General features: G+C 67.9%; 23 protein-coding genes. 13 read left to right on the forward strand and 10 right to left on the reverse strand.

All coding sequences use genetic code 11. From position 1 onward, the window contains the following. Positions 1 to 221: 221 nt before the first annotated feature. Positions 222 to 974 carry a sulfite exporter TauE/SafE family protein gene (locus ACM0M4_RS08590; protein WP_003117537.1) on the reverse strand — a complete coding sequence of 251 codons (753 nt, stop codon included), beginning with the start codon at positions 972 to 974 and terminating at the stop codon, positions 222 to 224. 100 nt (positions 975 to 1,074) lie between these two features. Further along, positions 1,075 to 3,039 carry a bifunctional tRNA (5-methylaminomethyl-2-thiouridine)(34)-methyltransferase MnmD/FAD-dependent 5-carboxymethylaminomethyl-2-thiouridine(34) oxidoreductase MnmC gene (mnmC, locus tag ACM0M4_RS08595; protein ID WP_003117538.1) on the reverse strand — a complete coding sequence of 655 codons (1,965 nt, stop codon included), beginning with the start codon at positions 3,037 to 3,039 and terminating at the stop codon, positions 1,075 to 1,077. Between the two features lie 143 nt (positions 3,040 to 3,182). On the opposite strand from mnmC, the gene pap reads away from it, so the two are divergent. The 3 genes from pap to ACM0M4_RS08610 all read left to right on the forward strand — a co-directional run bounded on the left by pap (position 3,183) and on the right by ACM0M4_RS08610 (position 6,804). Then, on the forward strand, positions 3,183 to 4,673 hold the full coding sequence (pap, locus tag ACM0M4_RS08600; RefSeq protein WP_003122193.1) for a polyphosphate:AMP phosphotransferase: 1,491 nt from the start codon (positions 3,183 to 3,185) through the stop codon (positions 4,671 to 4,673). A gap of 152 nt (positions 4,674 to 4,825) precedes the next feature. Further along, positions 4,826 to 6,010, forward strand: a complete 1,185-nt coding sequence (locus ACM0M4_RS08605; RefSeq protein ID WP_003102299.1) for a thiolase family protein — start codon at positions 4,826 to 4,828, stop codon at positions 6,008 to 6,010. A gap of 128 nt (positions 6,011 to 6,138) precedes the next feature. Further along, entirely contained in the window at positions 6,139 to 6,804 is a 666-nt protein-coding gene (locus ACM0M4_RS08610; RefSeq protein WP_003091932.1) for a YceH family protein, read from the forward strand. 223 nt (positions 6,805 to 7,027) lie between these two features. Here the strand turns inward: ACM0M4_RS08610 and ACM0M4_RS08615 are convergent, their stop codons facing one another. Beyond that, positions 7,028 to 8,599: a malate:quinone oxidoreductase gene (locus ACM0M4_RS08615; RefSeq protein ID WP_054376107.1), complete on the reverse strand. Its 1,572-nt coding sequence runs from the start codon at positions 8,597 to 8,599 to the stop codon at positions 7,028 to 7,030. A 202-nt stretch (positions 8,600 to 8,801) separates the two neighbouring features. Then, positions 8,802 to 9,011, reverse strand: a complete 210-nt coding sequence (locus tag ACM0M4_RS08620; protein WP_003102301.1) for a DUF6316 family protein — start codon at positions 9,009 to 9,011, stop codon at positions 8,802 to 8,804. A gap of 205 nt (positions 9,012 to 9,216) precedes the next feature. On the opposite strand from ACM0M4_RS08620, the gene ACM0M4_RS08625 reads away from it, so the two are divergent. From ACM0M4_RS08625 to ACM0M4_RS08670, 10 genes are all read left to right on the forward strand, one after another. After that, entirely contained in the window at positions 9,217 to 9,855 is a 639-nt protein-coding gene (locus ACM0M4_RS08625) for a peroxiredoxin (RefSeq protein ID WP_003102302.1), read from the forward strand. A gap of 250 nt (positions 9,856 to 10,105) precedes the next feature. Beyond that, positions 10,106 to 11,107, forward strand: coding sequence for an aliphatic sulfonate ABC transporter substrate-binding protein (locus ACM0M4_RS08630; protein WP_003117540.1), 1,002 nt, complete (start codon positions 10,106 to 10,108; stop codon positions 11,105 to 11,107). 3 nt (positions 11,108 to 11,110) lie between these two features. Further along, complete coding sequence (locus ACM0M4_RS08635) at positions 11,111 to 11,935, forward strand: ABC transporter permease (RefSeq protein WP_023123559.1); 825 nt, start codon at positions 11,111 to 11,113, stop codon at positions 11,933 to 11,935. Beyond that, positions 11,932 to 12,681, forward strand: a complete 750-nt coding sequence (locus tag ACM0M4_RS08640) for an ABC transporter ATP-binding protein (protein WP_003091922.1) — start codon at positions 11,932 to 11,934, stop codon at positions 12,679 to 12,681. Before ACM0M4_RS08635 ends, ACM0M4_RS08640 begins: the two co-directional genes overlap by 4 nt. Positions 12,682 to 12,833: 152 nt before the next feature. Further along, positions 12,834 to 13,427 (forward strand): NADPH-dependent FMN reductase, encoded by a 594-nt coding sequence (gene ssuE / locus ACM0M4_RS08645; RefSeq protein WP_003091915.1) that lies wholly within the window; start codon positions 12,834 to 12,836, stop codon positions 13,425 to 13,427. A 118-nt stretch (positions 13,428 to 13,545) separates the two neighbouring features. Further along, complete coding sequence (locus ACM0M4_RS08650; RefSeq protein ID WP_003091913.1) at positions 13,546 to 14,517, forward strand: sulfonate ABC transporter substrate-binding protein; 972 nt, start codon at positions 13,546 to 13,548, stop codon at positions 14,515 to 14,517. 77 nt (positions 14,518 to 14,594) lie between these two features. Then, positions 14,595 to 15,743, forward strand: coding sequence for an FMNH2-dependent alkanesulfonate monooxygenase (ssuD, locus tag ACM0M4_RS08655; RefSeq protein WP_003091910.1), 1,149 nt, complete (start codon positions 14,595 to 14,597; stop codon positions 15,741 to 15,743). Positions 15,744 to 15,763: 20 nt separating this feature from the next. Continuing rightward, positions 15,764 to 16,552 (forward strand): aliphatic sulfonate ABC transporter permease SsuC, encoded by a 789-nt coding sequence (ssuC, locus tag ACM0M4_RS08660; protein WP_003102309.1) that lies wholly within the window; start codon positions 15,764 to 15,766, stop codon positions 16,550 to 16,552. Then, positions 16,549 to 17,373, forward strand: coding sequence for an aliphatic sulfonates ABC transporter ATP-binding protein (ssuB, locus tag ACM0M4_RS08665; protein WP_003117544.1), 825 nt, complete (start codon positions 16,549 to 16,551; stop codon positions 17,371 to 17,373). Before ssuC ends, ssuB begins: the two co-directional genes overlap by 4 nt. Positions 17,374 to 17,413: 40 nt before the next feature. Continuing rightward, on the forward strand, positions 17,414 to 17,629 hold the full coding sequence (locus ACM0M4_RS08670) for a TOBE domain-containing protein (RefSeq protein WP_003091900.1): 216 nt from the start codon (positions 17,414 to 17,416) through the stop codon (positions 17,627 to 17,629). A gap of 179 nt (positions 17,630 to 17,808) precedes the next feature. On the opposite strand, the gene ACM0M4_RS08675 is transcribed toward ACM0M4_RS08670, so the two are convergent. The 6 genes from ACM0M4_RS08675 to ACM0M4_RS08700 all read right to left on the reverse strand — a co-directional run bounded on the left by ACM0M4_RS08675 (position 17,809) and on the right by ACM0M4_RS08700 (position 20,962). Continuing rightward, on the reverse strand, positions 17,809 to 18,147 hold the full coding sequence (locus ACM0M4_RS08675; RefSeq protein WP_003091899.1) for a HopJ type III effector protein: 339 nt from the start codon (positions 18,145 to 18,147) through the stop codon (positions 17,809 to 17,811). A 51-nt stretch (positions 18,148 to 18,198) separates the two neighbouring features. Next, positions 18,199 to 18,510 (reverse strand): DUF1244 domain-containing protein, encoded by a 312-nt coding sequence (locus tag ACM0M4_RS08680; protein ID WP_003091898.1) that lies wholly within the window; start codon positions 18,508 to 18,510, stop codon positions 18,199 to 18,201. A gap of 128 nt (positions 18,511 to 18,638) precedes the next feature. Continuing rightward, a complete protein-coding gene (folX, locus tag ACM0M4_RS08685; RefSeq protein WP_003091897.1) occupies positions 18,639 to 19,010 on the reverse strand; it encodes a dihydroneopterin triphosphate 2'-epimerase in 372 nt (123 codons plus the stop codon). A 1-nt stretch (position 19,011) separates the two neighbouring features. After that, a complete protein-coding gene (gene folE / locus ACM0M4_RS08690; protein WP_003091896.1) occupies positions 19,012 to 19,572 on the reverse strand; it encodes a GTP cyclohydrolase I FolE in 561 nt (186 codons plus the stop codon). 17 nt (positions 19,573 to 19,589) lie between these two features. Beyond that, positions 19,590 to 20,294: a dihydromonapterin reductase gene (gene folM / locus ACM0M4_RS08695; RefSeq protein ID WP_003091895.1), complete on the reverse strand. Its 705-nt coding sequence runs from the start codon at positions 20,292 to 20,294 to the stop codon at positions 19,590 to 19,592. A 110-nt stretch (positions 20,295 to 20,404) separates the two neighbouring features. Next, entirely contained in the window at positions 20,405 to 20,962 is a 558-nt protein-coding gene (locus ACM0M4_RS08700; RefSeq protein WP_221345529.1) for an antibiotic biosynthesis monooxygenase, read from the reverse strand. Positions 20,963 to 21,144: the final 182 nt, after the last annotated feature.

A 21,144-nucleotide genomic window follows, 5' to 3' on the forward strand; every position in this document is an offset into this window, starting at 1 on the left:
AGGTTCGCTACGAAAGACAGTCGCGTCGGCGGTCTTTACCTGGCGAACCTGCCGATGCCTGGTGGACAAGCGCGTTGTACGCCATGGCGTGACCTCCGCGTAGGGCGGATAACGCCGTCGGCGTTATCCGCCGACCCAGCGATATCCGCCAGACGACATGGCATGACCGTCGAGCAGGGCGCATAACGCCGCTTCCCCGGTGCCCCGGCCGCCGAGGAAAGCTACCCGCCGTAGAGCTTCTGCGCCGCCAGGGAGAAGCTCACCGCCACCAGCATCAGCGCGAACAGGCGTTGCAGGGTCGGGCCGCCGAGGCGCTGCGCCAGCAGGTTGCCGCCGAGCACGCCGACCGCGCCGCCGGCGGCGAGGCCGCCGAGCAGCGGCAGCGGCGGGTGGGCGCCGGTCAGGTAGATCAGGAAGCCGCCGCCGGAGACCAGCGCGATCACCGCCATCGAGGTGGCGGTGGCGGCCATCATCGACAGCGGGGTGAACCAGAGTAGCCCCGGCACCACCAGGAAGCCGCCGCCCACGCCCATCAATCCCGACAGCAAGCCGACCGCCAGGCCGATGCCGAGCAGCGGCAGGCTCCGTGCCTGGTCGCTGGCCTCGCGTTTCATCCCGGCGCCGCGCCACATGCGCCAGGCTGACCAGAGCACCAGCAGGCAGAAGGCGACGATCAGCACGCCTTCCGGGACGAAGCGGCCGAGCCATTGGCCGACGGCGTTGCTCGGCAGGCCGGCCAGCGCCAGGACCAGCACCGGCCGCCAGGCCACCTGGCCCTGGCGCGCGCGCGGAATGGCGCCAATCAGCGCCGACAGGGCGACCGCGCCGAGGCTCACGCCGATGGCGTCGCGCAGCGGCAGGTGCAGGCTGAGCAGCAGGGGCAGGGCGACCAGCGAGCCGCCGGCGCCGGTGAGGCCGAGCAGCAGGCCGAGAACGGCGCCGATGCCCAGGGATTCGAAGAGCAGTACATCCATCGTCGATCAACTATTTCCGCGGGTGAGCCAGCCGGTGGTCCGGTATGGCCTGCGCGTGCGGCAGGCCCGAAGGGTAGCGCAAATCGGTGCGCCCGGGGCTTCAGCCGCGCTGCCCGCGCACCAGGTCGCGCAGCAGGAAGCGGTTCGGGTGGCAGGCCTCGGCCACCGCGCGCGGCAGCGGCAGCGGCTCGCCGCAGATCCACGCCGCCAGCAGTTCGCCGGACAGCGGCGCGCTGATCAGCCCGCGCGAGCCGTGGCCGCTGTTCAGGTACAGGCCTGGCAGCCAGGGGCAGGCACGCTCCGGCACCTGGCGGGCGTCGCGGGCGAGCACCGCGTAGACCTCGTCGAAGGCCGCGCGCTCGGCCAGCGGGCCTACCAGGGGCAGGTAGTCGGGGCTGGTGCAGCGGAATGCCGCGCGGCCTTCCAGGCGCTCCAGCGGCAGGTCGTCGGCGCCCAGGCGCTGCAACAGATCGGGGGATATTTCCCGCAGCAGTTCGAGGTTGCCCTGGTGTTCGGCGAGGGTTGGCGCCAGGTCTTCGCTCTTGAAGTCGAAGCTGGCGCCGAGGGTGTGTTCGTCGCCACGCGGCGGTGCGACGTAGCCCTCGGCGCAGACCACGGTGCGCAGCGCCCGGCTTTGCGGGGTGGCCGGCAGGCGGGTGACCTGCCCGCGAATGCGCTTCAGCGGCAGCTCGGCGGCGGGCGGGAAGTCGCGGATGTCGGCGGCGGTGGCGAGGATCGCGAGTGGCGCGCGGGCCAGGCATTCGTCGCCGGCGTAGGCGCACCAGTCGTCGCCCTCGCGGCGCAGGCGTACTGCCCGGCCGCTCAGCAGGGTGATCCCGGGGGTGGCGGCCAGGGCCTGGCACAGCGCGGGCGGATGGACCCAGCCGGCTTCGGGATAGAACAGGCCGCCGGCGGGCAGGGCGACGCCGGCGAGGCGCTCGGCCTGCTCGCGCTCCAGGCCGTGCAGCAGGTCGGCGGGGAAGGCTGCGGCCAGTTGCGCCTGGCGTTGCGCTTCCTTGGCGTCGAAGGCCAGTTGCAGTACGCCGCAGGCGTCCCAGTCGTGGCCGCGCCGCAGGCGTTCGAGCAGCCGGCGGGTATGGCCGAAGCCGCTGAGCACCAGGCGCGACAGCGGCGTGCCGTGGGCCGAGAGTTTCAGGTAGAGCACGCCCTGGGGGTTGCCCGAGGCTTCCCGGGCGAGGCCGGGATGGCGTTCGATCAGGGTCACCTGCCAGCCGCGCGCGGCGAGGCTGGCGGCGCTGGCGCAGCCGGCCAGGCCGCCGCCGACCACCAGTGCCGCGCGGCGCCCGGCGTGGGGCGCGGGGCGTGCGTACCAGGGCTTGCCGGCGTTCGCCGGCGGCCCCTGGTAGGTGCCGCTGAGCATCTCGCGCTTCTGTCCGTAGCCCGGTACCCGTTGCATGGCGAAACCGGCCTCGACCAGCCCGCGGCGGACGAAACCGGCGCTGGTGAAGGTGCCCAGGGTCGCCTGCGGCGCCGACAGTCGCGCCAGTTCGGCGAACAGTACGGGCGACCACATGTCCGGGTTCTTCGCCGGGGCGAAGCCATCGAGGAACCAGGCGTCGACCCGCGCGTCGAGCTGCGGCAGGCACTCCAGGGCATCGCCCAGCAGTAGGGTCAGGCCGACCCTTCCGCCCGCGAACGCCAGGCGCTGGAAGCCCGGGTGCACGGCAAGGTACTGGCCCAGCAGGGCCTCGCTCCAGGGCGCCAGTTCCGGCCATAGCGCCAGGGCGCGGCGCAGGTCGGCGGCGGCGAGGGGGAATTTCTCCACGCTGACGAACTCCAGGCGCGCGCCGGCCGGCGCGACCCGCTCGAACAGCTGCCAGGCGCAGAGGAAGTTCAGTCCGGTGCCGAAGCCGGTCTCGCCAATGCACAGCACCTCGCCGTCGCCCAGCGCGGCGAAGCGCTCGGCCAGGCGGTTGGTGGCGAGGAACACATGGCGCGTCTCGTTGAGCCCGGAATGCCGGGAAAAATATACGTCGCCGAAGGCGCGGGATAGCGGCTGGCCGTTTTCGTCCCAGTCGAGCTGGGCATGCTGGAAGTCGGACATGGGAGAACCTGAAAAAGCGGATGGCGCATTTTACGGGGCTTTGCCGGCCAGCGGCGAGGCGCTGCGCGAACATGCCGCGGCGCCGCGCAGACAGCCGCACGCCGATCCGCTACCTTGAAGGACTCAGGTTAAGGGAGACCTCCATGTTCGAATCCGCGGAAGTTGGCCACAGCATCGACAAGGACACCTACGAGAAGGCCGTCATCGAGTTGCGCGAAGCGCTGCTCGAGGCGCAGTTCGAGCTCAAGCAGCAGGCGCGCTTCCCGGTGATCATCCTGATCAACGGCATCGAGGGCGCCGGCAAGGGGGAGACGGTCAAGCTCCTCAACGAGTGGATGGACCCGCGCCTGATCGAAGTGCAGAGCTTCCTCCGTCCCTCCGACGAGGAACTGGAGCGGCCGCCGCAGTGGCGCTTCTGGCGGCGCCTGCCGCCCAAGGGGCGGACCGGTATCTTCTTCGGCAACTGGTACAGCCAGATGCTCTACGCGCGGGTCGAGGGGCATATCAAGGAGGCCAAGCTGGATCAGGCCATCGATGCCGCCGAACGCTTCGAGCGCATGCTCTGCGACGAAGGCGCGCTGCTCTTCAAGTTCTGGTTCCACCTCTCCAAGAAACAGCTCAAGGAACGCCTCAAGGCGCTGGAAAAGGACCCGCAGCACAGCTGGAAGCTCAGTCCGCTGGACTGGAAGCAGAGCGAGGTCTACGACCGCTTCGTGCATTACGGCGAGCGCGTGCTGCGCCGCACCAGCCGGGACTACGCGCCCTGGTACGTGGTGGAAGGCGTGGACGAGCGCTACCGCGCCCTGACCGTCGGTCGCATCCTCCTCGAAGGGTTGCAGGCCGCGCTGGCCACCAAGGAGCGCGCCAAGCGCCAGCCGCACGCCGCGCCGCTGGTGTCGAGCCTGGACAACCGCGGCCTGCTGGACTCCCTGGACCTGGGCCAGTACCTGGACAAGGACGCCTACAAGGAGCAGCTCGCCGCCGAGCAGGCCCGCCTGGCCGGGCTGATCCGCGACAAGCGCTTCCGCCAGCATTCGCTGGTCGCGGTGTTCGAGGGCAACGACGCGGCCGGCAAGGGCGGCGCCATCCGCCGTGTCACCGACGCGCTGGACCCGCGCCAGTACCATATCGTGCCGATCGCCGCGCCGACCGAAGAGGAGCGTGCGCAGCCCTATCTCTGGCGCTTCTGGCGGCACATTCCGGCGCGTCGCCAGTTCACCATCTTCGACCGTTCCTGGTACGGCCGCGTGCTGGTGGAGCGCATCGAGGGCTTCTGCGCACCGGCCGACTGGCTACGCGCCTATGGCGAGATCAATGACTTCGAGGAGCAGCTCAGCGAGTACGGGATCATCGTGGTGAAGTTCTGGCTGGCGATCGACAAGCAGACCCAGATGGAGCGCTTCAAGGAACGCGAGAAAACCCCCTACAAGCGCTACAAGATCACCGAGGAAGACTGGCGCAACCGCGACAAGTGGGACCAGTACGTGGACGCGGTGGGCGATATGGTCGACCGTACCAGCACCGAGATCGCGCCCTGGACCCTGGTCGAAGCCAACGACAAGCGCTTCGCCCGGGTCAAGGTGCTGCGCACCATCAACGACGCCATCGAAGCGGCGTACAAGAGGGATAAGTGAGGCCCGCCGGAATGCGGCGCCGTCCTCTCCAGGGGATGGCGACGCATACGCCGGATGAATGATCGGTGCCTCGCGCGATTGCCTCGCCTTATCCTCGCTCGATCCGGCCGCTGCCCCGGCGGCCGACCGACAATAACAGCGAGGGTACCCCCATGCGTGAAGTGGTGATCGTCGACAGCGTCCGGACCGGCCTGGCCAAGTCCTTCCGCGGCAAGTTCAACCTGACCCGGCCGGACGACATGGCCGCCCACTGCGTCGACGCGCTGCTGGCGCGCAACGACCTCGACCCGCTGCTGGTGGATGACTGCATCGTTGGCGCCGGCTCCAACGAAGGCGCCCAGGGCCACAACATCGGGCGCAACGTGGCGGTGCTCTCCGGCCTCGGCATCCAGGTGCCGGGGATGACCCTCAACCGCTACTGTTCCTCCGGCCTGCAGGCGATCGCCATCGCCGCCAACCAGATCGCTTCCGGTTGCAGCGAGGTGATCGTCGCCGGCGGCGTCGAGTCGATCACCCTGACCCTGAAGAGCGTCAACACCGACCACCTGGTGAACCCGCTGCTGCAAAGGGAGGTGCCGGGCATCTACTACCCCATGGGGCAGACCGCCGAGATCGTCGCCCGTCGCTACGGCATCACCCGCGAGGCCCAGGACGCCTACGCCCTGCAGAGCCAGCAGCGGATGGCGCGAGCCCAGGCGGACGGGCTGTTCGCCGACGAGATCGTGCCGATGACCACCCGCTACGCGGTGGAGGACAAGGCCAGCGGCGAGAAGCAGGTGCTCGACGGAGTGGTCGACCGCGACGACTGCAACCGCCCGGACACCACCCTCGAAGGCCTGGCCTCGCTGAAGCCGGCGTTCGCCGAGGACGGTTCGGTCACCGCCGGCAACGCCTCGCAACTCTCCGACGGCGCCTCGATGACCCTGCTGATGAGCCTGGAGAAAGCGCTGGCGCTGGGCCTGGAGCCGAAGGCCTTCTTCCGTGGCTTCACCGTGGCCGGCTGCGAGCCGGACGAAATGGGCATCGGTCCGGTGTTCTCGGTGCCGAAGCTGCTCAAGGCGAAGGGGCTGAAGATCGCTGACGTCGATCTCTGGGAACTCAACGAAGCCTTCGCCTCGCAGTGCCTGTACTGCCGCGACCGGCTGGAGATCGACAACGAGAAGTACAACGTCAATGGCGGCTCCATCGCCATCGGCCACCCGTTCGGCATGACCGGCTCGCGCCAGGTCGGTCATCTGGTCCGCGAACTGCGCCGGCGCAACCTGCGCTACGGCGTGGTGACCATGTGCGTCGGCGGCGGCATGGGCGCCAGCGGGCTGTTCGAAGCCGTACGCTGAGCCCGTGCGCGACGGCGGGCCCCGCAGGTCGGGGCTCGCCTCATGGGTTTTATTTACATGACGCTCCGTGCCATCCCCGGCGACTCGCGCTAGGCTAGGCGCCTTTTTCCTTGCATAGGGATGTAGCGATGTCCACCGAGCCCAACTCGCCGTTCGTCGACGACCCGCTGAGCGCCGTCGATGCACGGATTCTCGGCAGCCTCGTCGAGAAGCAGGCGACCACCCCGGAAACCTATCCGTTGACCCTCAATGCCCTGGTCCTCGCCTGCAACCAGAAGACCAGCCGCGATCCGGTGATGAACCTCACGCCCGGCCAGGTCGGCCAGAGCCTGCGCCAGCTCGAGGGGCGCGGCCTGGTCAGGCTGGTGATGGGCAGCCGCGCCGACCGCTGGGAGCACACCCTGGGCAAGGGCCTGGAATTGGTGGCGCCACAGGTGGCGCTGCTCGGCCTGCTGTTCCTGCGTGGTCCGCAGACCCTCAACGAACTGCTCACCCGCAGCAACCGCCTGCACGATTTCGACGACGTCGAGCAGATCCGCCACCACCTGGAACGCCTCGCCGGCCGTGGCCTGGCCGTGCACCTGGAGCGTCGCGCCGGGCAGCGCGAGGAGCGCTACATGCACCTGCTCGGCAGCCAGGCCGACCTCGAGGCCGCCGTGGAGGCGATGGGCAGCGACCCGGAACGCGCCGCGCCGGCCGCTCTGTCGGCCGATGCGGAAGCGCGGATCGCCGAGCTGGAGACGCGCCTGGCGGCGCTGGAGGAGCGCCTGGCCAGGCTCGAAGGAGGGGCGTGATATCGCGGGAGGGCGCAATCGGTGACATGCAGGTTCCGGCGGATAACCGCGAGCGGTTGTTCGCCCTACGGCCCACAGTGACTTTGTGGGCGGCGCTGCCTGTCGGGTAGGGCGGATAACGCCAGCGGCGTTATCCGCCGATGCGCCGCCCCGCAAGGCGAACGCCAACCCAAAAAAGCCCGGCTATTGCCGGGCTTTTTCATGCGCGCGCGTCGGTGGCCGATCAGGCCTCCGGCTGTACCGGCACGTGGATCAGTTGCAGGCGCTCGCTGCTCCAGGCACGGGTGCTGTTGGTCAGCTCGATGTCGTTGTTCAGCTTGCGCCCGTAAGACGGCACGATTTCCTTCAGGCGTGCCTGCCACTCGGGGGTAGCGACCTTGTCCTTGAAGGCCTTCTCCAGCACCGACAGCATGATCGGCGCGGCGGTCGAGGCGCCCGGCGAGGCGCCGAGCAGGGCGGCGACGGAGCCGTCCGCTGCGGTCACCACTTCGGTGCCGAATTGCAGTACGCCGCCTTTCTCGGCGTCCTTCTTGATGATCTGCACGCGCTGGCCGGCCTGCACCAGCTTCCAGTCCTCGTCGCGGGCTTCCGGGAAGTACTCGCGCAGCGAGGCCATGCGGTCGTCCTGGCTGAGCATCAGCTGGCCGATCAGGTACTGGCTGAGATCGAAGTTGTCGATGCCGGCGTTGAACATCGGGCCGATGTTGCCGCTGGTCACCGAGCCCGGCAGGTCCCACAGCGAGCCGTTCTTCAGGAACTTGGTGGAGAAGGTGGCGAACGGACCGAACAGCAGAACCGGCTTGCCGTCGATCATGCGGGTGTCGAGGTGCGGCACCGACATCGGCGGCGAACCCACCGAAGCCTTGCCGTAGACCTTGGCCAGGTGGCGCTTGACCACGTCCGGGTTGGTGGTGGCGAGGAACGAACCGCCCACCGGGAAGCCGGCGTAGCCTTCGGCCTCGGGGATGCCGGACATCTGCAGCAGCTTCAGCGCGCCGCCGCCGGTGCCGATGAAGACGAACCTGGCCTTGACGCTGGTTTCCTTGTCGCCATTGGCCAGGTCGGCCATGGTCACGGTCCAGGTGTTGTCGTCGTTGCGCTTGAGGTCGCGGACCTCATGTTGCAGGCGCAGCTTGAAGGTGTCCTTGGCCGACAGCGAGCCCACCAGTTGGCGGGTGATCTCGCCGAAGTTGACGTCGGTGCCGATCGACATGCGCGTGGCGGCGATCTTCTGCCCCGGCTCGCGGCCTTCCATCACCAGCGGCACCCACTGCTTGATCTGCTCGGGGTCTTCCGAGTACTCCATGCCGCGGAACAGCGAGCTGTGCTGCAGGGCGGCGTGGCGCTTCTTGAGGAAGGCGACGTTGTCGTCGCCCCAGACGAAGCTCATGTGCGGGACGTTGTTGATGAACGACTTCGGATCGTTCAGCACCTTGCGGTCGACCTGGTAGGCCCAGAACTGCTTGGAGATCTCGAAGTTCTCGTTGATCGCCACCGCCTTGCTGATATCCATCGAGCCGTCCGCGGCCTCGCTGGTGTAGTTCAGTTCGCAGAACGCCGAGTGACCGGTGCCCGCGTTGTTCCAGCCGTTGGAGCTTTCTTCGGCGACCTTGTCCAGGCGCTCGACCATCTCGATGGTCCAGCCCGGTTCCAGTTCGTTCAGATAGGTACCCAGGGTGGCGCTCATGATGCCGCCACCGATCAGGAGCACGTCGACCGGTTTTTCCGATTCGACGCTGTTTTTGGAGCAACCCAGCACGCTGACGCACAAAAGCATCAATAAGATTTTTTTCATGGATTTACCGCTAGAAAACGTGGAGAAGCGTGGATACGCACGACATGGCAGGTATTCACCGGGTGAATGATACTGGAACTCACCCCCGATGTGAGTGCGTTCACATGCGGTGACATTTGCCTCGGCGTTCCGCCGAGAATACCTGCCTTCCCTTTCTTGAACGTTTCAGCCGCCGGGAAATAAATTCAGCGCCTGTATCGTTTCAGCGGGAACCCGGCGCGTGGATTTCCGCCGATTGGCGCATCCTGCGGATATACGCGTCGATTTCCCGCTCCGCGTCGAAACGGGTGAAATAGGGACCTTCCAGGGTCCCTTCGCGGGTGGAGAAGAAGTACTGCCCATTCACCGAACTTATGCGATCGCTGCGAAAGCGGGTGGCCGGGGTGGGATCGGTGGAACGTTTCCCCAACATGACGGCGACTCCTGGATAGCGGGCCAAGGTGTTTTCAGTGTAGGCGGGGGTTGGCCGGGCGGCAGGCCGGCGGACGAAAGGAGACGGATTTCCAGGCGAAGGGTTGGGTATTCTATTTTTGGTTATAAGAAAATCTGAATTTATTCTTTTTAACGTCAGCCGGCCTTGGGCATAGTGGGCTCCAACACGAACAAGGAGTGACCCCATGAGCCTCAGACTCGGCGACATCGCCCCCGATTTCGAACAGGACTCCAGCGAAGGGCGCATCCGCCTCCACGAGTGGCTGGGCGACAGCTGGGGCGTGCTGTTCTCCCACCCCGCCGACTTCACCCCGGTGTGCACCACCGAGCTGGGTTTCACCGCCAAGCTCAAGGACCAGTTCGCCCAGCGCGGGGTCAAGGTCCTGGCGCTGTCGGTGGATCCGGTGGAGTCGCACCTGAAGTGGATCGACGATATCAACGAGACCCAGGACACCCGGGTCAATTTCCCGATCATCGCCGACGCCGACCGCAAGGTTTCCGAACTCTACGACCTGATCCACCCGAACGCCAACGACACGCTGACCGTGCGTTCGCTGTTCATCATCGACCCGAACAAGAAGGTGCGCCTGATCATCACCTACCCGGCGAGCACCGGGCGCAATTTCAACGAGATCCTCCGGGTGATCGATTCGCTGCAACTGACCGACGAGCACAAGGTCGCCACGCCGGCCAACTGGGAGGACGGCGACGAGGTGGTAATCGTGCCTTCGCTGAAGGACGAGGAAGAGATCAAGCGGCGTTTCCCCAAAGGCTACCGCGCGGTGAAGCCCTACCTGCGCCTGACGCCCCAGCCCAACCGCTGAGGCCGGATTCGTCCCGCCTGCATGGGCAGGCACGGCAGGCGGGACCTTTTATTCGACGGTGCGTGCCGTCATGCAACGCTGTTTAGCCACGAGCAGGGTTTTTGGCCGGTTTCGACCGGCCCTCTTTTTTATGTGCGCCAGCGCGTCGCCGCGACGCTTTTTATCCGCCATCCATTTCCGAAACCGGCTCTGACTTGCCCGCCAGACGGGGAGAAGGCTCGCTCATCCACCTCCTTCCAGGAGCAGACGCATGATCGCCGCTCTCCGTCGCTGCCGGGCCTGGCTGGCCCTGCTCGCCGTTCTTGCCGTGTTTCCCGCGGCAGAGGCCGCCGCCCCCGCTGAAATCCGTCTCGACTATGCCTACTACGCCCCCACCAGCCTGGCGCTCAGGAAGTTCGGCTGGCTGGAGAAAAGCCTGGACGGCAGCGGCACCCGGGTGCGCTGGGTGTTCAGCCAGGGCAGCAACCGTTCCCTGGAGTACCTCAACGCCGGCAGCGTCGATTTCGCCTCGACCGCCGGCCTCGCCGCGGTACTCGCGCGGGCCAACGGCAGCCCGGTACGTACCGTATACGTCGCCAGCCGCCCGGAGTGGACCGCGCTGCTGGTGCGCAAGGATTCGCCGATCCGCAGCCTCGCCGAGCTCAAGGGGCGCAAGGTGGCTGCCACCAAGGGCACCGATCCCTACCTGTTCCTGCTCCGCAGCCTGCACAGCGTAGGCCTGGACAAGAACGACCTGCGTATCGTCCACCTGCAGCATCCCGACGGCCGGGTAGCCCTGGAGAAGGGCCAGGTCGACGCCTGGGCCGGACTCGATCCGCACATGGCGGCCAGCGAGTTGCAGGCCGGCTCGCGGCTGCTCTACCGCAACCTCGGCTTCAACAGCTACGGCGTGCTCAATGTCCGCGAGGATTTCGCCGAACGCCATCCGCAACTGATCCGCCAGGTGCTGGCGGCCTACGAGCAGGCGCGCCACTGGGTGATCGGGCATCCCGACGAGGCCGCGCAACTGCTTGCCGAGGAAGCCGGCCTGCCGCTGGAAGTGGCTCGCCTGCAACTGTCGCGCACCGATTTCAGCCAGCCGCTGCCGGGCGCCGAACAGGTCGCCGCGCTCAAGGCCGCGGCGCCGATCCTGGCGGACGAGCGCCTGGTGCGGCCGGGCGTGGACGTGCAGAAGGTGGTCGACGAACTGATCGCGCCGCAGTGGGCCGCCGAGGTCATCGGCGGTGTCCCGTTGGCGCGCACGGAGCCCTGAGCCATGGTCAGCCAGAGCCTGCGACTGGCCCGGCGAGTCTCGCGCCGGGCGTGGCGACTGCGCGTGCCGGGCGCCTGGCGGGCCTGGGCCTTGCCGCTGCTGGCACTATCGTCGTGGGAGGCGCTGGTGCGCCTGGGCTGGCTGCCGGCCTACCAGATGCCGGCGCCGAGCGGCATCCTGCTGACCCTGGTGGAACTGGCTCGCGGCGAGCTGTGGGGGCATGTCGGCGCGAGCCTGGCGCGGGTCGCCGCCGGCTTCGCGATCGGCAGCGGCCTGGCCCTGGTGGTCGGTACCTGGGTCGGTCTCAGTCGTCGCGCCGAAGCCTACCTGGAGCCGAGCTTCCAGGCCCTGCGGGCGATCCCCAGCCTGGCCTGGGTGCCCCTGCTGCTGCTCTGGTTCGGCATCGACGAGACGCCGAAGATCGTCCTCATCGCCCTCGGCGCCTTCTTCCCGGTCTACCTCGCGCTGGTCGCCGGGGTACGCGGGGTCGATCGCAAGTGGGTGGAACTGGGGCGGCTCTACCGTTTGTCGCGCTTCGCCCTGGTCCGCCGCATCCTCCTTCCGGCGGCGCTGCCGAACCTGTTCACCGGCCTGCGCGGGGCGCTCAGCCTGAGCTGGATGTTCCTCGTCGCGGCGGAGCTGATCGCCGCCACCCAGGGCCTCGGCTACCTGCTCAGTGACGGTCGGGAAACCTCGCGTCCGGACCTGGTGATCGTCGCGATCCTGGTCCTGGCGGCCCTCGGCAAGCTCAGCGATGGCCTGCTCCGCTCGCTGGAGCGCCGGGCCCTGCGCTGGCGCGACAGCTTCGACGGGGAGGGCGGCGCATGAGCGGCCTGCTCGACCTGCTGGAGATTCGCAAGGCCTATGGCGATACGCGGGTGCTGGAGGGCGTGGCGCTGTCGCTGGCGCCCGGCGAGGTGGTCAGCCTGCTCGGCCCCAGTGGTTGCGGCAAGAGCACCCTGCTGCGGATCGCCGCCGGACTGGACGATGACTTCCAGGGCACTGTCGAACGCAACCCGATCCTCGGCTTCGGCCCGGACGGCGAGAACGGCCGCAGCGGCGGAATCGGCGTGGTGTTCCAGGAGCCGCGCCTGTTGCCCTGGCTGACGGTGGCGCAGAACGTCGGTTTCGCCGACGGCTGGCTGGAGGACGAGCACTGGGTCGAGCGCCTGCTCGCCGATGTCGGACTGGCCGGCTGCGGAGGATTGCTGCCCAAGCAACTGTCCGGCGGCATGGCGCAGCGCGCGGCGATCGCCCGCGGTCTCTACGGACGGCCGCAGGTGCTGTTGCTCGACGAGCCGTTCAGCGCGGTCGACGCCTTCACCCGCATGCGCCTCCAGGACCTGCTGCAGGACGTGGTGCAGAACTACGAGATCAGCGTCCTGCTGGTCACCCACGATCTCGACGAGGCGTTCTATCTCGCCGACCGCGTGCTGCTGATGGGCGGCCGTCCCGGACACATCCGCCGCGAGTTCCACGTACCGCTGGCGCGTCCCCGCGATCGCCGGGCGGTGGAGCTGGCCTACTTGCGCGGCGAGGCCCTGACCGAAATGCAGCGGGCGCACGTGCTCTGAGGCAAGACCCCGAACCGGGTTCTTATATGCTTTATGGAATAAATAAATGAATAAAAAACATTTATTGGAATATGAGGCCGCCTGTTAAGGTCTATGCAACTTGGTTAGCAAGCCAAACGAATATTCTGTTTTCCGGTTATAAGGAATCCCCCATGCTCGTCGTTTCCATCGCCGGAAGTCCCAGCGTACGCTCCCGCTCCGGGGTGTTGCTGGAGCGTGCCAGGGACTGGCTGAGCCGTCGCGGCGTCGAGGTGGCCAGCCACCAGGTGCTGGATTTTCCCGCCGAGGACCTGCTGCGTGCCCGCCTCGACAGTCCGCCGGTACTGGCGCTGGCCGAGCAGATCGGCCGCGCCGACGGCCTGCTGGTCGCCACCCCGGTGTACAAGGCCTCGTTTTCCGGCGCGCTGAAGGTCCTGCTCGACCTGTTGCCCGAGCGCGCCCTGGAGCACAAGGTGGTGCTGCCGTTCGCCACCGGTGGCAGCAGCGCGCACATGCTGGCCGTGGACTATGCATTGAAGCCGGTCCTGGCCGCGCTCAAGGCCCAGGAGGTACTGCATGGCGTATTCGCCGTGGACAAGCAGATCGCCTACGCCACCGAGAGCGACCCGGCGCGCCTGGAACCGGTCCTCGAGCAGCGCCTGGAAAACGCCCTGGAAACCTTCCACCTGGCCCTCTCGCGACGGCCGCAGCCGATCGACCCGCAGTTGCTCAACGAGCGCCTGGTGAACGCTCGCTGGAGCATCTGATCCGTCCGCCGCCAGCGCACGCGCGCCGCGGCCCGATTGCACAACGCACACACGACGACCTCACTGTTCCGTCAACGGCGCGGCAGGTTCGGCACCCACAACGACAAAGGAGAGCGCCATGCGCACCATCGCTTTGCGTCGTGGACTGGCGGCCCTGCTGGTGGCGGCCCTGTCCTACGGCGTTCAGGCCGACGAGAAGTCGGCCAACACCCTGCGGATCGGCTACCAGAAATACGGCACCCTGGTCCTGCTCAAGGCCCGCGGCACCCTGGAGAAACGTCTCGCCGAAGACGGCGTGAAGGTGCAATGGACCGAGTTTCCCGGCGGCCCGCAACTGCTCGAGGGACTCAATGTCGGCAGCATCGACTTCGGCGTGACCGGCGAAACCCCGCCGGTCTTCGCCCAGGCCGCCGGCGCCGACCTGCTCTACGTGGCCTACGAACCGCCGGCGCCGACCAGCGAGGCGATCCTCCTGCCGAAGGACTCGCCGATTCGGTCGGTGGCCGAGCTGAAGGGCAGGAAAGTCGCCCTGAACAAGGGCTCCAACGTGCATTACCTGTTGGTCCGCGCCCTCGAGCAGGCCGGCCTGAAGTACAGCGACATCCAACCCGTCTACCTGCCGCCGGCCGACGCCCGCGCCGCCTTCGAGCGTCACAGCGTCGACGCCTGGGTGATCTGGGACCCCTACCAGGCCGCCGCCGAGAAGCAGTTGTCCGCGCGGGTCCTGGTGGATGGTCGCGAGCTGGTCGACAACCACCAGTTCTACCTCGCCACCCGGACTTACGCGCAACGGCATCCGCAGGTGCTCGACAAGCTAGTGGACGAGATCCGCGAGGTCGGTGACTGGTCGCGGGCCAACCCGCAGCAGGTGACCGAGCAGGTCGCGCCGCTGCTCGGGCTGCCCGCCGACATCACCCTTACCGCGGTGAAGCGCCAGGGCTACGGCGCGCAGTTGATCACCCCGGCGGTGGTCGAGGCGCAGCAGAAGATCGCCGACACCTTTACCCAGCTGAAGCTGATTCCCAAACCGCTGAGCATCAAGGACGTGATCTGGACGCCGCCGGCCGGCAAGGTCGCCAGCGCACCCTGAGCCCGTACCGCCCACATGCCGACACGATCATCGCGCGGCTACGCCACGCCGGCGCGCTCACTCTGGAGTCAATTGCGATGAGCCTCGAGATTTTCTGGTTCCTTCCCACCCACGGCGACGGCCACTACCTGGGCACCACCCAGGGCGCCCGTGCCGTCGACCACGGCTACCTGCAGCAGATCGCCCAGGCCGCCGACCGCCTGGGCTTCGGCGGCGTACTGATCCCCACCGGACGTTCCTGCGAGGACTCCTGGCTGGTCGCCGCCTCGCTGATCCCGGTAACCCAGCGCCTGAAGTTCCTCGTCGCGCTGCGTCCCGGGATCATTTCGCCGACCGTCGCCGCGCGCCAGGCGGCGACCCTGGACCGGCTGTCCAACGGCCGCGCGCTGTTCAACCTGGTCACCGGCGGCGATCCCGACGAACTGGCTGGCGACGGCCTGCACCTGAGCCACGCCGAACGCTACGAGGCCTCGGTCGAATTCACCCGCATCTGGCGTCGCGTGCTGGAGGGCGAGACCGTCGACTACGCCGGCAAGCACATCCAGGTGAAGGGCGCCAAACTGCTCTATCCGCCGTTGCAGCAGCCGCGTCCGCCGCTGTACTTCGGCGGCTCCTCGGAGGCCGCCCAGGACCTCGCCGCCGAGCAGGTCGAGCTGTACCTGACCTGGGGCGAGCCGCCGGCGGCGGTTGCCGAGAAGATCGCCCAGGTACGCGAGAAGGCCGCCCGCCAGGGCCGCCAGGTGCGCTTCGGGATCCGCCTGCACGTGATCGTCCGCGAGACCAGCGAGGAAGCCTGGCAGGCCGCCGATCGCCTGATCGCGCACCTCGACGACGACACCATCGCCCGCGCCCAGGCCTCCCTGGCGCGCTTCGACTCGGTCGGCCAGCAACGCATGGCCGCGCTGCACGGCGGTTCGCGCGACAACCTGGAAGTCAGCCCCAATCTCTGGGCCGGCGTCGGCCTGGTACGCGGCGGCGCCGGCACCGCGCTGGTCGGCGACGGACCGACGGTGGCGGCGCGGGTCAGGGAGTACGCCGAGCTGGGCATCGATACCTTCATCTTCTCCGGCTACCCGCATCTGGAAGAGTCCTACCGGGTCGCCGAACTGCTGTTCCCGCACCTCGACGTGCAGCGCCCGGCGCAGCCCGAGGGACGCGGCTATGTCAGCCCGTTCGGCGAGATGGTGGCCAACGACATCCTGCCCCGGCAGGCCGCGCAGAGTTGAGAGCGGTCGGAGCGAACGACATGAGCATTTCCAAACGACTGGCCGAGCGCCTGGCGCCCTGGGCGCTGCCGCTGGTCCTGCTGGCGGTGTGGCAGGCGGCGGTTGAGTTCGGCTGGCTGTCCAGCCGCATCCTCCCCGCGCCCAGCGCCGTACTCGAGGCCGGCTGGGCGCTGCTGCGCAGCGGCGAGATCTGGCAGCACCTGGCGATCAGCGGCTGGCGCGCGGCGATCGGCTTTCTCATCGGCGGCGCCATCGGCCTGGTGCTGGGCTTCGTCACCGGCCTGTCGAAGTGGGGCGAACGCTTCCTCGACAGTTCGGTGCAGATGATCCGCAACGTGCCGCACCTGGCGCTGATCCCGCTGGTGATCCTGTGGTTCGGCATCGACGAGTCGGCGAAGATCTTCCTGGTCGCCCTCGGCACGCTGTTCCCGATCTACCTGAACACCTACCACGGCATCCGCGGCATCGACCCCGGCCTGCTGGAGATGGCGCGCAGCTACGGGTTGTCCGGCTTCGCCCTGTTCCGCCAGGTGATCCTGCCCGGCGCGCTGCCGTCGATCCTGGTCGGGGTGCGCTTCGCCCTCGGCTTCATGTGGTTGACCCTGATCGTCGCCGAGACCATTTCCGCCAGCTCCGGCATCGGTTACCTGGCGATGAACGCCCGCGAGTTCCTGCAGACCGACGTGGTGGTCCTGGCGATCCTGCTCTATGCCGTCCTCGGCAAGCTCGCCGACCTCGCCGCCCGCGGTCTGGAACGCGTCTGGCTACGCTGGCACCCGGCCTACCAGGTCAAGGGAGGTGGCGCATGAATGCCCACAACGCCGCCCTTGGCGGCACTCCGCAGCGCCTCAAGCGCGGTATCCCGCTGGCCCTGCGCGGAGTGGCGCGGCGCTTCGGCGAGCGCGAGGTGCTCAAGGACATCGACCTGCTGGTTCCGGCAGGGCAGTTCGTCGCTATCGTTGGCCGCAGCGGCTGCGGCAAGAGCACCTTGCTGCGCCTGCTGGCCGGCCTCGACCAGCCCAGCCGCGGCGAGTTGCTGGCCGGCTCGGCGGCGCTGGCCGAGGCCCGCGAGGACACCCGGCTGATGTTCCAGGACTCGCGCCTGCTGCCGTGGAAGCGGGTGATCGACAACGTCGGCCTCGGCCTGCGCGGCGACTGGCGGGCGAAGGCCCGGCAGGCGCTGCGGGCGGTCGGCCTGGCCGAGCGTGCCAACGAGTGGCCGGCGGCTCTGTCCGGCGGGCAGAAGCAACGCGTCGCGCTGGCTCGCGCGCTGATCCACGAGCCGCGCCTGCTGTTGCTCGACGAGCCGCTCGGCGCGCTCGATGCGCTGACCCGGATCGAGATGCAGCAACTGATCGAAGGACTCTGGCGCGAACACGGTTTCACCGTCCTGCTGGTCACCCACGACGTCAGCGAGGCGGTGGCGGTGGCCGACCGGGTGATCCTCATCGAGGACGGCGAGATCGGCCTCGACCTGCCGGTGGAACTGCCCCGGCCGCGCTCGCGTGGCTCGGCGCGACTGGCCGCGCTGGAAGCCGAAGTGCTCAACCGGGTGCTGGCGCAGCCGGAGCTGCCGCCGCAACCCGAACCCGTTTCACCCCTGCCCACGCAACTGCGCTGGGCGCTCTAAGCAACCATGCCTCGTTCCGAATCCCCCCAGGAGAAACGCCATGACCATCAAAGCCATCAACGTTCGTAACCAGTTCAAGGGCACCGTGAAGGAAATCATCGAAGGGCCGGTGCTCTCCGAGATCGACGTGCAGACCGCCGCCGGGATCGTCACTTCGGTGATCACCACGCGTTCGGTGAAGGAACTGGAGCTGGCCATCGGTAGCGAAGTGATCGCCTTCGTCAAGTCCACCGAGGTATCCATCGCCAAGCTGTGACGCTGGCTGCGCCGCGCTTGCGGCGGCGAGAAGGGCGGGGACCCCGATGGGGCCCCGCCTTTTTTCGTCGCGTATCGGCAAGGCCGGCCGGTGGCGACGGCTGGCGTGGGTCGCTATGGAGCGGTCGGTAGGGCGAATAACCGCTCGCGGTTATCCGCCGTGGGGGCGACCGGGACTTCTCAGCCCCGGCGCGACAGGGGCTGGCGCTCGAAATGCACGCCGGCCAGGCCGGTCTGTTGCAGGGCGCGGATGTTGGCGTGGTCGTCGCCTTCCGGGTTGTCGCGCACCGCACGGTAGTGCTCGCCGAAGGCCAGCAGGGTTTCCTCGAGGCTGAGGCCCTCGAGGATGGCGAAGCCCAGGGTCTTGCAGGAACCTTCGTTCTGCCCGGCCGGGTTGCTCACGCTGCCGTTGTCGAAGGCGCTCGGCGTGTAGCTGTAGTGCTCGGCGATGAATGCCAGGGTGTCGGTGAACAGGTGGTGTTCGCTGCGCAGACGCGCGCGGAAGTCGGTCAGGGTCATCGAAACAGGCTCATGGTGTCTGGGGCAGGGTTGGCAAGGGGCCCGGTGGCCTCAGGCGTTGCCCTGGCTCTTGGCGAAGGCGGCCTGTTGTTCCGGGCTCGCTTCTTTCTGGTACTTGGCTTTCCACTCGGCATAGGGCATGCCGTAGATCTCTTCGCGGGCCTGGTCATTGCTGACTTCCACCCCGAGGTCGTCGGCGGCGGCCTTGTACCACTTGGACAGGCAGTTGCGGCAGAAACCGGCGAGGTTCATCAGGTCGATGTTCTGCACGTCCTTGCGGGTCTGCAAATGATGGACCAGGGTGCGGAAGGCGGCGGCTTCGAGTTCCAGGCGTTGCTGTTCGGTGAGGTTGGCTGCGGTCATGGCGGTGTTTCTCGACGATGGCTCGGGGCAGGGTGAAGGCACAGGGCCAGGTCCGGCGATGATAAGAGTTGGCGCGGCCGGCGGGCAACGCTTGTGCGCGTCTTCGCGCGGTTCGCTCGTCGGCCGCCTCAGCGGTGGCCGGCGAGGGTGATCGAGACCGACTCGGCGAAGCGCAGCGCGTGCGGCTTGTCCACTTCCACCTCGGCGTAGCGCACCGCCGGGTTCTCCATCACCAGGTCGAGGATTTCCTGGGTCATCCGTTCGAGCAGGGCGAAGCGGTTCTCCTCGACGTGGCGGATGATCGCCTTGGTGATGGTGCGGTAGTTCAGCGCGTGCTCGATGTCGTTGACCTCCACGGCGTCCGCGGCCGGGTAGAGGATGGTCAGGTTGATCAGCACGTCCTGCTTGTTGAGGATTTCCTCCTCCTTGATCCCGATGAAGGTGCGCAGGCGCAGGTCCTTGACGCGGATTCGCGCCATTCCCGGTTCCAGTCGCGGCATGTCACTTGCTCCTTCCGATCAATTGCAGAAATTCCTGGCGGGTGGTGTTCGAGTCGCGGAACGCGCCGAGCATCACCGAGGTGAACATCTGCGAGTTCTGCTTCTCCACCCCGCGCATCATCATGCACATGTGCTGGGCCTCGATCACTACCGCCACGCCGGCGGCGCTGGTCACCTGGCGGACCGCCTCGGCGATCTGCCGGGTGAGGTTCTCCTGGATCTGCAGGCGGCGGGCGAACATGTCGACGATCCGCGCCACCTTCGACAGGCCGAGCACCTTGCCGGTGGGAATGTACGCCACATGAGCCTTGCCGATGAAGGGCAGGAGGTGGTGTTCGCACAGGGAGTACAGCTCGATGTCGCGGACGATGACCATTTCATCGTTGTCCGAGGCGAACAGCGCGCCGTTGACGATTTCCTCCAGGGTCTGGCCATAGCCGTGGCAGAGGTACTGCATGGCCTTGGCCGCGCGCTTCGGGGTGTCGAGCAGGCCTTCGCGCTGCGGGTCTTCGCCGAGACCGACGAGGATCTCCCGGTAATGCTGGGAAAGTGCTGGGTTCATAAGGGGTCCTTGGCGCCTCACTTGACGTGGCGGCCGCCGTTCACGGTCAGGGTGGTCCCGGTGACGTAGGGGTTGTCCAACAGGTAGCGAAGGCTCTGGTAGATGACTTCCGGCCCCGGTTCGATGCCGAGGGCGGATTTCGCCAGGGTGCGGGCGCGGTATTCGGCGTCGTCCCCGTCGTTGAACATCACCAGCGCCGGTGAAATGGCGTTGACCTTGATCCTCGGCGCGAAGCGCGCGGCGAACGACAGGGTCAGGTTGTCCAGCCCGGCCTTGCTCGCGCAGTAGGCGATACGCCGGGCGCTGCCCTTGCGCGCCACGTCGTCGGTGAGGTGGACGATGTCGGCAGGCTGCGAGCGTTCCAGCAGCTCGGCGCAGTGCAGGTTGATCAGGTAGGGCGCGAGCATGTGCACGCTGAACAGTTGCTGGAACGCCTCGGCTTCGTGGCCGGGCGTCTCGGCGACCCAGTCCGAGGCGTTGTGGACGATCGCTCGCAGGCTGTCGGTATGCTGTCGGAGGGCCCCGATGAAGGCGAAGATGCCGGCCTCGCTGGCGAAGTCGGCGTGCAGGGTCAGCGCGCCGGCCTGGCGCAGTTCGTCCAGCGCCGGGCGTTCGCTGCGGTAGCTGACGATCACCGACTCGCCGTCGGCCAGCAGGCGGCGGGCGCAATGCAGGCCGACACGCTGGCTGGCGCCGGTGATCAGGATCGGGGCTGTCGCCATGGGACTCTCACAGCAGGCGAAGGGAATCGGATGGATGCAGGGTACCCGACTGAGCCAGTCGGGCAAAGCCTTGCGCTACGGCCCACCCCGCCGGGGTGGGCGGCAAGCCGTCAGTGCGCTTCCGGCAGGCTGGCGGCGCGCTGCGGGCGGCGGTGCAGCCAGGGGGCGAGCAGGCGGCTGGAGAGAGGGATGAACCAGTAGGTCATCAACGGGGTGAGGACCAGGGTGCTGAGCAGCACCCGCGCGGCCAGCGACAGCTCGCCGAGGTAGGGGCCGGCGCCGAGGTTGAAGGCCAGCGAGACCGGGAAGAACGCGAGCCAGATCGCCACGCTCTGCTTCCAGCGCGGCGGTTTGCGGTTGTCGTCGAACCAGGCGGCGAGTCCGTGGGCGCGGCGCTCGCGCGGTTCGTCGAAGAGTCCCTGGCCGCGTTCGAGCCAGGCCTGGCGCGAGGCGGAGTGGACCCAGGCGGCGAGGGTGGCGTCGTCGGCGAAGCGAAAGATCATCTGGAATTCGTCTCCGCCGGCGGGCGGCGCCAGCGCCCCGGAGCCGAGGTAGCCGGGGAAGTCGGCGGCGAGGGCTTCGCCTTCGCGCTGCCAGGCGAGGAAGTCGCGGTAACGGCCGGCGGCGACGCGGCGGGCCACCAGCAGGGTAACGGGAGCGGTAGACATCGTGTATCTCCTGGAACGGTTGAGCGCGCTTCGTGGGCGCCCTCGGACAACGGCGCAGCGCCGGGGGTGGTGGGCTGCGTCGGAGGACAGGCAAGGATCGTTCCCGGCGTGGTGGCGAAGGTTCGCTGCCGTGTCTACGGCAGCGCGATGACATCCCGATGACAGGGCGCGCACCGAAATGG

The sequence above is a fragment of the Pseudomonas sp. 18-147 genome (assembly GCF_051048045.1).
Classification (GTDB): Bacteria; Pseudomonadota; Gammaproteobacteria; order Pseudomonadales; family Pseudomonadaceae; genus Pseudomonas; species Pseudomonas aeruginosa.

What these genes read in the sequence shown, in the direction of transcription:
- ACM0M4_RS08590 (WP_003117537.1), bottom strand. Translation starts at nt 974, where the DNA reads ATGGATGTACTGCTCTTCGAATCCCTGGGCATCGGCGCCGTTCTCGGC.
- mnmC (WP_003117538.1), bottom strand. Translation starts at nt 3,039, where the DNA reads ATGTCCGACTTCCAGCATGCCCAGCTCGACTGGGACGAAAACGGCCAG.
- pap (WP_003122193.1), top strand. Translation starts at nt 3,183, where the DNA reads ATGTTCGAATCCGCGGAAGTTGGCCACAGCATCGACAAGGACACCTAC.
- ACM0M4_RS08605 (WP_003102299.1), top strand. Translation starts at nt 4,826, where the DNA reads ATGCGTGAAGTGGTGATCGTCGACAGCGTCCGGACCGGCCTGGCCAAG.
- ACM0M4_RS08610 (WP_003091932.1), top strand. Translation starts at nt 6,139, where the DNA reads ATGTCCACCGAGCCCAACTCGCCGTTCGTCGACGACCCGCTGAGCGCC.
- ACM0M4_RS08615 (WP_054376107.1), bottom strand. Translation starts at nt 8,599, where the DNA reads ATGAAAAAAATCTTATTGATGCTTTTGTGCGTCAGCGTGCTGGGTTGC.
- ACM0M4_RS08620 (WP_003102301.1), bottom strand. Translation starts at nt 9,011, where the DNA reads ATGTTGGGGAAACGTTCCACCGATCCCACCCCGGCCACCCGCTTTCGC.
- ACM0M4_RS08625 (WP_003102302.1), top strand. Translation starts at nt 9,217, where the DNA reads ATGAGCCTCAGACTCGGCGACATCGCCCCCGATTTCGAACAGGACTCC.
- ACM0M4_RS08630 (WP_003117540.1), top strand. Translation starts at nt 10,106, where the DNA reads ATGATCGCCGCTCTCCGTCGCTGCCGGGCCTGGCTGGCCCTGCTCGCC.
- ACM0M4_RS08635 (WP_023123559.1), top strand. Translation starts at nt 11,111, where the DNA reads ATGGTCAGCCAGAGCCTGCGACTGGCCCGGCGAGTCTCGCGCCGGGCG.
- ACM0M4_RS08640 (WP_003091922.1), top strand. Translation starts at nt 11,932, where the DNA reads ATGAGCGGCCTGCTCGACCTGCTGGAGATTCGCAAGGCCTATGGCGAT.
- ssuE (WP_003091915.1), top strand. Translation starts at nt 12,834, where the DNA reads ATGCTCGTCGTTTCCATCGCCGGAAGTCCCAGCGTACGCTCCCGCTCC.
- ACM0M4_RS08650 (WP_003091913.1), top strand. Translation starts at nt 13,546, where the DNA reads ATGCGCACCATCGCTTTGCGTCGTGGACTGGCGGCCCTGCTGGTGGCG.
- ssuD (WP_003091910.1), top strand. Translation starts at nt 14,595, where the DNA reads ATGAGCCTCGAGATTTTCTGGTTCCTTCCCACCCACGGCGACGGCCAC.
- ssuC (WP_003102309.1), top strand. Translation starts at nt 15,764, where the DNA reads ATGAGCATTTCCAAACGACTGGCCGAGCGCCTGGCGCCCTGGGCGCTG.
- ssuB (WP_003117544.1), top strand. Translation starts at nt 16,549, where the DNA reads ATGAATGCCCACAACGCCGCCCTTGGCGGCACTCCGCAGCGCCTCAAG.
- ACM0M4_RS08670 (WP_003091900.1), top strand. Translation starts at nt 17,414, where the DNA reads ATGACCATCAAAGCCATCAACGTTCGTAACCAGTTCAAGGGCACCGTG.
- ACM0M4_RS08675 (WP_003091899.1), bottom strand. Translation starts at nt 18,147, where the DNA reads ATGACCCTGACCGACTTCCGCGCGCGTCTGCGCAGCGAACACCACCTG.
- ACM0M4_RS08680 (WP_003091898.1), bottom strand. Translation starts at nt 18,510, where the DNA reads ATGACCGCAGCCAACCTCACCGAACAGCAACGCCTGGAACTCGAAGCC.
- folX (WP_003091897.1), bottom strand. Translation starts at nt 19,010, where the DNA reads ATGCCGCGACTGGAACCGGGAATGGCGCGAATCCGCGTCAAGGACCTG.
- folE (WP_003091896.1), bottom strand. Translation starts at nt 19,572, where the DNA reads ATGAACCCAGCACTTTCCCAGCATTACCGGGAGATCCTCGTCGGTCTC.
- folM (WP_003091895.1), bottom strand. Translation starts at nt 20,294, where the DNA reads ATGGCGACAGCCCCGATCCTGATCACCGGCGCCAGCCAGCGTGTCGGC.
- ACM0M4_RS08700 (WP_221345529.1), bottom strand. Translation starts at nt 20,962, where the DNA reads ATGTCTACCGCTCCCGTTACCCTGCTGGTGGCCCGCCGCGTCGCCGCC.